The sequence below is a fragment of the Stenotrophomonas maltophilia group sp. Smal13 genome (assembly GCF_030236855.1).
Taxonomy (GTDB): Bacteria; Pseudomonadota; Gammaproteobacteria; order Xanthomonadales; family Xanthomonadaceae; genus Stenotrophomonas; species Stenotrophomonas maltophilia_A.
The window spans coordinates 1-10,901 of sequence record NZ_JASJSQ010000132.1; the positions used below are offsets into that span (position 1 = coordinate 1).

General features: G+C 66.9%; 11 protein-coding genes and 2 tRNA genes. 4 read left to right on the plus strand and 9 right to left on the minus strand.

Features of this window, described 5'->3' with window-relative positions; all coding sequences use genetic code 11:
* Positions 1 to 411: 411 nt before the first annotated feature.
* Together QRO95_RS24065 and QRO95_RS24070 are read right to left on the minus strand one after the other, a co-directional pair.
* Positions 412 to 488, minus strand: a tRNA-Arg gene (locus tag QRO95_RS24065).
* A 39-nt stretch (positions 489 to 527) separates the two neighbouring features.
* Positions 528 to 604: transfer RNA gene (locus QRO95_RS24070), tRNA-Pro, on the minus strand.
* A 180-nt stretch (positions 605 to 784) separates the two neighbouring features.
* Between QRO95_RS24070 and QRO95_RS24075 the strand changes: the two genes are divergently transcribed.
* Positions 785 to 1,543, plus strand: coding sequence for a Bax inhibitor-1/YccA family protein (locus QRO95_RS24075; protein WP_049400915.1), 759 nt, complete (start codon positions 785 to 787; stop codon positions 1,541 to 1,543).
* A 60-nt stretch (positions 1,544 to 1,603) separates the two neighbouring features.
* Here QRO95_RS24075 and QRO95_RS24080 read toward each other — a convergent pair whose 3' ends face one another.
* The 7 genes from QRO95_RS24080 to grxC all read right to left on the minus strand — a co-directional run bounded on the left by QRO95_RS24080 (position 1,604) and on the right by grxC (position 6,852).
* Positions 1,604 to 2,353: a sulfite exporter TauE/SafE family protein gene (locus QRO95_RS24080; RefSeq protein WP_032129085.1), complete on the minus strand. Its 750-nt coding sequence runs from the start codon at positions 2,351 to 2,353 to the stop codon at positions 1,604 to 1,606.
* A 25-nt stretch (positions 2,354 to 2,378) separates the two neighbouring features.
* A complete protein-coding gene (locus QRO95_RS24085) occupies positions 2,379 to 3,287 on the minus strand; it encodes a LysR family transcriptional regulator (protein ID WP_285303637.1) in 909 nt (302 codons plus the stop codon).
* A gap of 53 nt (positions 3,288 to 3,340) precedes the next feature.
* Entirely contained in the window at positions 3,341 to 4,084 is a 744-nt protein-coding gene (locus QRO95_RS24090) for a cysteine hydrolase family protein (protein WP_032129083.1), read from the minus strand.
* A gap of 161 nt (positions 4,085 to 4,245) precedes the next feature.
* Positions 4,246 to 4,656, minus strand: coding sequence for a hypothetical protein (locus QRO95_RS24095; protein ID WP_285303638.1), 411 nt, complete (start codon positions 4,654 to 4,656; stop codon positions 4,246 to 4,248).
* 131 nt (positions 4,657 to 4,787) lie between these two features.
* Positions 4,788 to 5,792: an isocitrate dehydrogenase gene (locus QRO95_RS24100; RefSeq protein WP_032129081.1), complete on the minus strand. Its 1,005-nt coding sequence runs from the start codon at positions 5,790 to 5,792 to the stop codon at positions 4,788 to 4,790.
* Positions 5,793 to 6,172: 380 nt separating this feature from the next.
* A complete protein-coding gene (locus tag QRO95_RS24105; protein ID WP_004146041.1) occupies positions 6,173 to 6,565 on the minus strand; it encodes a carboxymuconolactone decarboxylase family protein in 393 nt (130 codons plus the stop codon).
* The gene (gene grxC / locus QRO95_RS24110; RefSeq protein WP_285303639.1) at positions 6,562 to 6,852 is read right to left on the minus strand and encodes a glutaredoxin 3; all 291 of its coding nucleotides are present in this window, start codon (positions 6,850 to 6,852) and stop codon (positions 6,562 to 6,564) included. Before grxC ends, QRO95_RS24105 begins: the two co-directional genes overlap by 4 nt.
* Before the next feature lie 88 nt (positions 6,853 to 6,940).
* Here grxC and QRO95_RS24115 point away from each other — a divergent pair, with 88 nt between their 5' ends.
* The 3 genes from QRO95_RS24115 to phoR all read left to right on the plus strand — a co-directional run bounded on the left by QRO95_RS24115 (position 6,941) and on the right by phoR (position 10,885).
* On the plus strand, positions 6,941 to 8,641 hold the full coding sequence (locus QRO95_RS24115) for a M48 family metalloprotease (RefSeq protein WP_180838317.1): 1,701 nt from the start codon (positions 6,941 to 6,943) through the stop codon (positions 8,639 to 8,641).
* A 116-nt stretch (positions 8,642 to 8,757) separates the two neighbouring features.
* Positions 8,758 to 9,447 carry a phosphate regulon transcriptional regulator PhoB gene (gene phoB, locus QRO95_RS24120; protein WP_005408258.1) on the plus strand — a complete coding sequence of 230 codons (690 nt, stop codon included), beginning with the start codon at positions 8,758 to 8,760 and terminating at the stop codon, positions 9,445 to 9,447.
* 106 nt (positions 9,448 to 9,553) lie between these two features.
* Complete coding sequence (gene phoR / locus QRO95_RS24125) at positions 9,554 to 10,885, plus strand: phosphate regulon sensor histidine kinase PhoR (RefSeq protein WP_032129078.1); 1,332 nt, start codon at positions 9,554 to 9,556, stop codon at positions 10,883 to 10,885.
* The last annotated feature ends 16 nt before the right edge of the window (positions 10,886 to 10,901 follow it).

The window sequence follows — 10,901 nt, forward strand, 5'->3', positions numbered from 1 at the left end:
GGTGGCGGCGGCAGCGGCCCGATCAGCGGCGGCTGCCACGGCAACTGCGGCGGTGGCGGCAAGGTGCGAGTGGGCGAACTGGAACAGATGTGATCCATCCGGGGTGCACTCGACCAGAGTGCATCCATCGCGACATTGAAAAAGGCCAGCGCATAGCGCTGGCCTTTTTTCTTTGCCGGGTGCATTGCCCCATCCCAGGCGGCGCTGCTCAAGCACCTGCGGAGTGAGCCGATCGACGTCAGACGCCGGTCAACCGCAACCGGAATGACATCACGTCGTGCGACTGCACCCCATGCAAAGGGCATCTTTCATCGGAAAAGAGGAAGGTGGAATGCTCGCCACCCAGGGTCGTGCAGCCATCGAATGGGAACCAATGTTCACGGATGTGAGCACTTAAACCATTGATTCCAATGGCGCGCCCGACAGGAATCGAACCTGTAACCGCCGGCTTAGAAGGCCGGTGCTCTATCCAGTTGAGCTACGGGCGCCCGAACCGGAACGGTGTCCAATCCGACGTGATGTGGGATTGGTCGGGGTAGAGGGATTCGAACCCCCGACATCCTGCTCCCAAAGCAGGCGCGCTACCAGACTGCGCTATACCCCGGTCTTGCAATCCCCTCGGGCCATGCCCGGGGAGCTGGTCATTGTCGCCAAGCGCATTGGGAACTGTCAACGCAGGATGCGTAGATCCGGCGCCTGCCACAACGCCGAAAGCAGTCATCGGCTATGCTCACGCCCATCGGCCGGATGGCCGTCCTGACCCTCATTCGCACGGAGAACGCGTATGCGCAGCGGCAACCCGGCTCTTTCCGAGTCCACCTTCCTCGACCTCGCCAGTGGCTCGGTGGTGACCAGCCCCGACCAGGCCATGACCCTCAACGGTACCGTCAACAAGACCGGCTTCCTGCTGCTGTTGACCGTGCTGACCGCCGCCTTCGCCTGGAACCAGACCATCGATGACTACGGCCAGGTAATGGCCGGAGCCAAGCTGTATGCCATGGGCGGCGCCATCGGCGGCCTCGTGCTGGCGCTCATCACCGTCTTCAAGAAGGAATGGTCGCCGGTCACCGCACCGATGTATGCGCTGGTGGAAGGCCTGTTCCTGGGCGCCATCTCGGCCGTGTTCAACGCCAAGTTCCCGGGCATCGTGTTCCAGGCGGTGCTGCTGACCTTTGGCACCCTGTTCGCGCTGCTGTTCGCGTACCGCAGCGGCCTGATCAAGGCCACCGAGAACTTCAAGATGGGCGTGGTCGCCGCCACTGGCGGCATCGCCCTGCTCTACCTCGCGTCATTCGTGCTGGGCTTCTTCAACATCGACGTGCCGGTGATCCACGACTCCAGCTGGCTGGGCATTGCTTTCAGCCTGTTCGTGGTGGTCGTGGCCGCGCTGAATCTGGTGCTGGATTTCGACTTCATCGAAACCGGTGTCGCCCAGCGTGCACCGAAGTACATGGAGTGGTATGGCGCATTCGGCCTGATGGTGACCCTGGTCTGGCTGTACGTTGAATTCCTGCGCCTGCTGTCGAAGATCCAGCAGCGCTGAGCCGAAACATGCCGTAGACGACAAAGGGCGCCCTTCGTGGCGCCCTTTTTCGTTCTTCCCTCAGCGCGCCAGCAGTACCGGCAGCGACGACGCCAGCAACGCGATGCCTGACGCGGTCAGCAGGCCCAGCACGACCTGCCGGAAGCGTGCCTCGCTGATGCCGATGTAGACCCGCGCGCCCAGCAGGGTCGGCACCAGCATGGCCGGTGCCACGATGGCGAAGTACGGCAACATCTGCCGGCTCACCAGGCCGCTGCCGACATAGGTGGCCATGGTCACCGCCAGCATCGCCAGGTTGAAGTTCTGGATGACCGCGCGCTGCTCGTCCTTGCCGAAGCCTCGCAGGGTGCTCCACAACGTCGGCACCGGCCCGGCAAAGCCGCCGATGCCACTGAGCACGCCACCGGCCATGCCAGCAATCGCATCACCGATACGGCCGCCGACGCGGACCGGAGGCAACGAGCGCGCCATCAGCATCACCGGGCACCACAGCGCCAGGAAGCCACCCAGCAGCGCCTTGAACCAGTCCATGTCCAGCCGTGGCAGCACCGTCACGCCCAGCGGAATGCCGGCCAGCCCACCCAGCACGAACGGCAGCAGCAGGCGCAGGTTGAAACCGCGGCGCACGGTGAACACTGCGACCAGCTGCCCGACCAGCGCACCAAACACCGAAAGCGTCGCCGCCAGCCGCGGCTCCAGTCCCCACGCCCAGAACGACATCGCCACCATGCCGAAGGCGAAGCCGGACAGGCCCTGCACGAATCCGGCGACGATCGCGCCCAGCGCGACCAGCAGATACACCGACTCCATCACCACCCCGGTTGCAGCCGCGCGACTACCCCGCCGCGCCCACCTGTGCAGCGTAGTGCGCCGCAAGGTGCTCGACCAGCGCACGCACCTTCGGCGCCAGCGCCCGCGCGTGCGGATACAGCGCGAAGTAGCGCCGCTGTCCGGCGTGCCAGGCGGGCAGCACACGGATCAGGCGGCCGGCACGCAGGTCCTCCTGCACGGTCAGCGCAGTGAACAGGCTGATGCCCATGCCAGCCAACGCAGCGGCATACAACGCTGGCGTCGCATCCACCCGCAGGCGCTGCCCCGCCTCGATGCTCGCGGCGGCACCGCGTGGCCCCTGCAGCTGCCAGGGCGACATCGCCGCTGTGGGACTGAAACCCAGCAGCGTGTGCTGTGCGAGGTCCGAAACCTGCCGGGGCAGACCGTGCCGCGCCAGATAGGCCGGTGCGGCGACCAGGATGCGTGGGCAGCTGGCCAGCTCGCGCGCAACCAGCTGGCTGTCCGGCAAGGAAGGCGCGATGCGCAGCGCCAGGTCGAAGCCGCCCCCGACCACATCAACCAGCTGGTCGTCGGCGGAAAGATCCAGCGTGACCTGTGGGTAGCGCCGCAGGAACGACGGCAACCAATGCGGCAGTTCCTGGCTGGCGACCACCTGCGGCACGCTGATCCGCACGGTGCCGCTGGGCTGTGCCTGCCCTGCGCGTGCGCGGTCATCCGCCTCCTGCAGGCGATCCAGCAGCGCTGCCGCCTCGCGGTAGTAGTCGCGACCGGCTTCCGTCAGTGACAGCCGGCGGCTGTTGCGATCGAGCAGTCGAACCTCTAGATGTTCTTCCAGCTGCCGCAGTTGCCGTGACATCGCCGAATGGGTGGTACCCAGTCGTTCGGCGGCGGCGGTGAAACTGCCTGCATCGACGATGGCGCGCAGCGCACGCAGGGCGGCGAAATGGTCCATCGGCGGGCAGCTCCAGGTGGCGGGGCCCGCGGCGTGCGGGCCCCGTCAGCTTATCAAGCGCCGTCGCCGGCCTTGCGCACCGGCAGTGCCAGGATCGCGTCAGTCGCCATGACATCGCCAAAGGTGTCCTCAATCTGCGCCAGCGAGGCGTCATGCAGCGCGCGATGACCGATGCGCTGGCCTCCGGCAAGATCCAGATCACGGCTGGCAGTTGCATCGGACGACACGATGACGCGGTAGCCACGCGGTGCCGCTGCGGCATCGCGGGCGGCACCTGCCACGCAGGCATGGGTCTGCAGGCCGGTGACGATCAGGGTGTCGATGCCGGCATCCTTCAGCACCTGGTCGAGCACTGCGGCCGAGTCACCGGCGAACACGCTGACGTTGTCCTTCTGCACCACGGTCTCGCCCTTGCGCGGCTGCAGGTCGCGATGGAAGGCGGCATTGACGCTGCCCTGCGCGAACAGCGGCGCACCAGCCGGCAACACGTGCTGCACATGGATCACGCGGATGCCGTGGGCATCGGCGAACTCGACCACCCGCTTCGCCTGCCGCAGTGCGGCCACGCCATCGGGGATGACCATGCGGCCACCGGCGAAGCCCGGCACAGCGCTGCCGTCGAAGTATTCGTTCTGGAAGTCGATCACCAGCACGGCGGTCTTCGCCGCATCCAGCGAAGCCACAACGGGTGCGCCAGCCATGTGGCGGATGGTGGGATGGGCCGGTTCGGCAGCGGTGACGGGGGTAACGGTGGCCATGCCGATCAGGCTGGCCAGACCAAAGGCGGTGAGGTTCATGTTCAAGCTCCTGTGCGGTGAAAAGTGGGCACATGATGCGGAGCGGATGGCGCACGAACCAGCCGTGTAGAAGCACATGATCTGTGCAAATTTCGCACAGAATGTCCTTGTAGCGTCGAGCCATGCTCGACTACGCAGGAGCAGTCGAGCATGGCTCGACTCTACTGGGCCAGCTTGACTCCATTGAGTCGCACGATCATCGCGTGGTCACGACCCAGCACCACTTCGGCGGTATTGCTGCCCGCGCGCACGGCACGTGCAAGGCCCGCCGGATACTTCACTGGGACGCCGGCCAGGGTCTGCACATGCTGGGCCGGAGAGATCCTGCTCCTGATCACGAACTCGGCACAGCTGCCTTCGAGCAGATACACAGGCGATCCTGCCGGAAATTCGATCAACCGCAGGATGCGCGCCTCGCCCTCCTGCATGCTGCGGAGGGGCGCCCCCTGCGTCCGCAGGCGGCGCAGTGCGCGCTGGGCGCGGGACCACGGCCAGTAGAAGATGGCGTAGATGACCACGCCGACAACATAGACGGCAACGGCCGCCACGACCCACACGGCCGCCTCAGGCATCTGAAAAAATCCTGTCGGTGAAAAACCGCAGTTGAAAACGCAGACGGGCCGTACAAGGACGGCCCGTCTTCAACGCATGCAGGCCCGGACTGGACATCGCCGAGACGATCTCCAGCCGGAACGACCGCCGCTTAGAGGCGGCTGGCGATGGCCTGGGCAAAGCTCATGGTGGTGCCGGTGCCGCCCAGGTCGCCGGTCAGCGAATCCTTGGCTTCCATGGTCGCCACGATGGCCTTGCGCAGGCGCTCGGCATTTTCCGGCTGGCCGACATGGTCCAGCATCTGCGCGGCCGCCAGCAGCAGCGCGCACGGATTGGCCTTGCCCTGGCCAGCGATGTCCGGCGCGGTGCCGTGCACGGCTTCGAAGATCGCCGCGTCCTTGCCGATGTTGGCACCCGGGGCCAGGCCCAGGCCGCCGACGAGGCCGGCGCACAGGTCGGAGATGATGTCGCCGAACAGGTTGGTGGTGACGATCACGTCGAACTGTTCCGGACGCATCACCAGCTGCATGCAGCAGTTGTCGACGATCATCTCCTGGAATTCGATGTCCGGGTACTGCGCAGCCACTTCACGGGCGACATTCAGGAACAGGCCCGAGGTCGACTTGATGATGTTGGCCTTGTGTACGGCGGTGACCTTCTTGCGGCCGGTGCTCTTGGCCAGCTCGAAGGCGTAGCGCACGATGCGCTCGGAGCCCTTGCGGGTGATGCGGGTGCCGGAGAAGGCGGTCTCGCCGTCGGCCGACACTTCCTGGCCTTCGGCCAGGTAGGCACCTTCGGTATTCTCACGCACGGTGATCAGGTCGACGTTGTCGAAACGCGACTTGGTGTTCGGGAAGGTGTGGGCCGGACGCACATTGGCGTACAGGTCGAAGTGACGGCGCAGGCTGACGTTGATCGAGGTGAAGCCACCACCGACCGGGGTGGTCAGCGGGCTCTTCAGCGCGACCTTGTTGCGCGCGATCGATTCCAGGGTCACCGCCGGCATCAGGTCGCCGTGCTTTTCCAGGGCCACCAGGCCGGCGTCGGCGTCTTCGTACTCCAGGCCAGTCTTGAGCTGGTCGAGCACGAACAGGGTGGCGTCCATGATTTCCGGGCCAATGCCGTCGCCGCGGATGACCGTAATTTTCTGCGTCATTGATCGATGTTCCGAACAGGGGGAAAAACGCCGTCCGGACGTGCCCGGAAACGCCGGCGCAAAGGAAGTTTCACCGGCAATTATGCCTGAGCCGGGGCCGAGGTCCCAAATAGACCATGGTCCCAGTGCCCGGCTCAGGCAGAATTGCCCGCGCATCCCACCTTATCCCCGCGCCTGTCGGCGCGCCCCCTTGAGCAAACCGCTCTGCGGTTTGCCCGCGCATTCCACCTTATCCCCCCGCCTACCGGCGCGCCCCCTTGAACAACAAGGGGGCTCCTGGGCTGTTGGATCGCGGGAACGGCCCCTGCGTACCAGGTAGCGCCGGGCCACGCCCGGCGGCCGTTCGTTCAGGTGTCCGCCGGGCATGGCCCGGCGCTACCTCAGTGCGCGTGCGCTTCGGGGGCGGCAGCGCCGCCTTCGAGCTGGTCGAGGAAGTCGACCGCGCGGCGCAGGTGCGGGATCACGATCGAGCCGCCCACCACCAGGCCGACCGAGAAGGTCTCGAAGAACTCTTCTCGGGTCACCCCGGCGTCCTTGCACTGGGCCACGTGGTAGCTGATGCAGTCGTCGCAGCGCAGCACCATCGAGGCCACCAGGCCCAGCAGTTCCTTGGTCTTCACATCCAGCGCGCCGGCCTGGTAGGTCTGCGTGTCCAGCGCGAAGAAGCGGCGCACCACCTGGTTCGGCTCGCCCAGGATCCGCTCGTTCATGCGCTTGCGGAAGTCGGTGAACTCGGCGATGCGGTCCTTGCTGCCGTCGTCGGCCGCGCTCATGCCTGGCCCTGCCCGGCCAGCAGCGGCTCGAGCTTGCCTTCACGGTGCAGGGCCATCATGTCGTCGTAGCCGCCCACGTGGACGTCGCCGACGAAGATCTGCGGCACGCTGGTACGGCGGGTCAGTGCCATCATCTTCTCGCGCTCGACCGGGTCCAGGTCGATGCGGATCTCGGTCCACTGCTGGCCCTTGCTCTTCAGGAAGTTCTTGGCGGCCACGCAGTACGGGCAGACGGCGGTGGAATAGATGGTGATGGCGGGGGCACCGCCGGCGGTCTGGGCTGTCACGGGAAACTCCACGATGGATCGACGGTCTACATATGGTACCGGTGCGCTGGAATTTCCACGCCACGGCCGCAACACTGTGGATTAACGAATGGTTGCCCCCCACCCTGCCACGCTTGGCGCGCCCTGCCCGAGGACCCACTGCTTGCGAGCCCTGCTGCTGACTACCGCCGTCACCCTGGCCCTGGCCATGCCGCTCGCCCAGGCCCAGGAGAAGCTGCCCGACATCGGCTCCTCGGCCGGCGAGCTGCTGACCCCGGCCCGCCAGGCCGAGTACGGCGCGATGATGCTGCGCGAGCTGCGCAACTACGGCTACCTGCTGGATGACCCGCTGGTCAACGACTGGCTGCAGACCATGGGTACCCGGCTCGGCTCCAACAGCGACCAGCCTCGCCAGCCGTACACCTTCTTCGTGATGAAGGACCGCCAGATCAACGCCTTCGCCACGCTGGGCGGCTACATCGGGGTCAATGCCGGCCTGGTGCTGACCGCCGAGCGCGAGGACGAGGTGGCTGCGGTGCTGTCGCACGAAATCGCCCACGTCACCCAGCAGCACGTGCTGCGCGGGGTCGAGCGTGCCCAGCGCGACCAGATCCCGATCCTGCTCGGCATGCTGGCGGCGGTGGTGGCCGCACAGGCCAGCAACAGCACGTCGTCCGGCAACGCGACGATGGCCGCGATCAGCTCGGGCATGGGCCTGATGCAGCAGCGCCAGATCAACTACACCCGGTCCAACGAATCCGAGGCCGATCGCCTCGGCATCCGCACGCTGTCGCGCAGCGGTTACGACGTGGACGCCATGGCCGGCTTCTTCGAGCGGATGGCATCGGCGATGCGCGGCAACGAGGGTGGCTACAGCGTGCCCGAGTTCCTGCGCACCCATCCGGTCAACATCACCCGCATCAGCGAGGCGAAGGCCCGCGCCGACCAGATGAAGAAGGACACGGTGCTGCTGACCACCAGCACCCCCAGCGGCGAGCGCAGGGAGCGCGTGGACCCGGCCGATCCCAGCCTGGCCGAACCTCTGTTGCGCGGAACCAACCCGCTGCTGCCCAGCAGCGTGCTGCGCATCCCGATGGGCCAGCTCAGCCGCGGCGCCAGTGGCGACTTCGACTGGGCCCGCGAGCGCCTGCGCGTGCTCAGCGCGGATTCCACCCCCGAGCTGGAACGCGAGTATGCCGATCTGGCCAAGCGTCAGAAGGACGGCCTCAACGATGCCCAGCGCTATGGCCAGGCGCTGGCGGTGATGCGCAGCGGTCGCGCCGGCGCCACCCAGGCCCGGCAGACCCTGGCAGGCCTGCTGCAGACCCGCCCGGACAACCTGTGGCTGGCTCTGGGGCTGGGCGAGGCCGAATCGCGTGCAGGCCAGACCGCCCAGGCCAACAGTCGCTTCGAGCAGTTGCTGCGCCAGCACCCCAACAGCCGTCCGGTGGCGCTGACCTATGCCGAGATCCTGAACGAACAGGGCAGCCGCGAGGCGGGCCAGCGCGCGCAGGCCATGCTGCGGCCCCTGCTGTCGCAAAGCGGTAACGATCCGGTCTTCCAGCAGCGGTACGCCCGCGCCAGCGAGTTGGCCGGCGACAGCGTGCGTGCCAGCGAGGCCTACGCCGAGGCGGCCTTCCTCAGCGGCCGGCCGGAACAGTCGCTGATGCAGCTGCAGGCGCTCAAGCGCAACCCGGCGCTGGACTACGTAGGCCGGGCGCGGGTGGATGCGCGCATCGAGGCGATCACCCCCACCGTGCTGGAGCTGCGCCGGCAGGGCGTGCAGGACCCGGACCTGGACCGCCGCTGAGCGCTGCATGACCGGCCGATGGCAATCCCGAACGGTTCCGGCCAGGTAGTCACAAACATGTCATCAAACCGTAGTCTACTGGCACCACTCCAGTAACCGAGCCCTACGGTGTCCTCGTGCAGAAACGCATCCTGATCGTCGATGACGAGCCCGCGATCCGTGAAATGGTCGCCTTCGCCCTGCGCAAGGGCGATTACGAACCGGTCCACGCCGGCGACGCCCGTGAGGCCCAGACCGCCATCGCCGACCGCGTCCCCGACCTGATCCTGCTGGACTGGATGCTGCCCGGCACCAGTGGCCTGGACCTGGCCCGGCGCTGGCGCAAGGAAACCCTGACCCGCGAAGTGCCGATCATCATGCTGACCGCCCGCGGCGAAGAGAACGACCGCGTGGGTGGCCTTGAAGCCGGCGTCGACGACTATGTGGTCAAGCCGTTCTCGGCGCGCGAACTGCTGGCCCGCATCCGTGCGGTGATGCGCCGCGCCCGCGAGGACGACGAGGACGGCAGCGTGGCGGTCGGCCCGATCCGCATCGACGGCGCCGCCCATCGCGTGTTCGCCAACGACCAGCCGGTGCCGATCGGCCCGACCGAATACCGCCTGCTGCACTTCTTCATGACCCACCCGGAGCGCGTCTATACCCGCGCCCAGCTGCTGGACCATGTGTGGGGCGGCAGCGTGTACGTGGAGGAGCGCACCATCGACGTGCACATCCGCCGCCTGCGCAAGACGCTGGAACCGTTCAACGCCGAAAACATGGTGCAGACCGTGCGCGGCGCCGGCTACCGCTTCTCCACTGCTACCTGAGCCTCGTCGTGCCGGCACCGCGCACCTGCGGGTGCCGGCGCCGGCAACTCTGCTATAACCCTCGGTTCACCCCAGTGAACCGCCGCACCTCAACGACGAGATCGCAATGCCCCGCCACATCCGCTCTGCCTGGTTGAAGACCCTGGCCACCGTTGCCGCGGTACTGCTGTTCGCCGGACTGGTGGGGTGGTTCACGGGCCATCTGTGGTTGTGCATCGCGTTGGGCGCGCTGGCCACGCTGGCATGGCATTACTGGCGCCTGCGCAGCGTGCTGCGGCGCCTGACCGCGCGCCAGCGCTGGGATACCGCCGAAGAAGGCACCGGCGTCTGGAACGAGCTGGACCGCCTGCTGTACCGCAACCAGGTGGAAATGCGCGTGCGCAAGCGCCGCCTGCTGGACATGCTGCGCAGCTATCGCGCTGCGGCCGCCGCATTGCCCGATGCGGTGGTGGTGCTGGACCGCAACAGCCAGCGCGTGCAGTGGTTCAACGAAGCGGCCACCGCCCTGCTCGGCCTGCATCACCCCGGCGACCTCGGCGAAGCCCTGGTCGAACGCCTGCAGCCGATGCCGCTGGCGCACTGGCTGGCCGGCGGCCGCAATGCCGAGCCGATCCTCGACGTGCCTTCGCCGGTCGATCCGGCGATCCGCCTGAACCTGCGCCTGATTCCCTATTCGTCGGATTACTGGCTGCTGATCGCCCGCGACGTCAGCAAGCTGCTGCGCCTGGAACAGGTGCGCCGCGATTTCGTGGCCAACGTTTCACACGAACTGCGCACGCCGCTCACCGTGGTGCACGGCTATCTGGACATGATGGACCCGGAGGATTTCCCGGGAACCGGACCGATGCTGGAAGAAATGCGCAAGCAGAGCCAGCGCATGGCCCAGCTGGTGGAAGACCTGCTGACCCTGTCGCGCCTCGAATCGCAGGAACACAGCGAGGAAGAGACCGTGGCCATGCAACCGATGCTGGCGACCCTGCGCCGCGAAGCCGAAGCGCACAGCCAGGGCCGCCACCAGATCAGCATCGACGACCTGGCCGGCGTTGACCTGCAAGGCTCGACCAAGGAACTGCACAGCGCGTTCTCCAACCTGGTCACCAATGCGGTGCGCTATACGCCGGCCGGTGGCCGCATCGCCGTGGAGTTCCGCCGCGAAGGCGACGGTGCCGTGCTGGCGGTGCGCGATTCCGGCTATGGCATCCCGGCCTCCCACCTGCCGCGCCTGACCGAACGTTTTTACCGTGTCTCCAGCAGCCGCTCCCGCGAAAGCGGCGGTACCGGCCTGGGCCTGTCCATCGTCAAGCACATCCTCGGCCTGCACCACGCACGGCTGGAGATTGAAAGCGAGGTCGGCAAGGGCTCGGTGTTCTCCTGCCATTTCGATGCCGACCACGTGCGCCCGCGCGAGTCCGCCCCCCTGACCTCCATCGAAGAATGACGCCATGAGCAGCCTC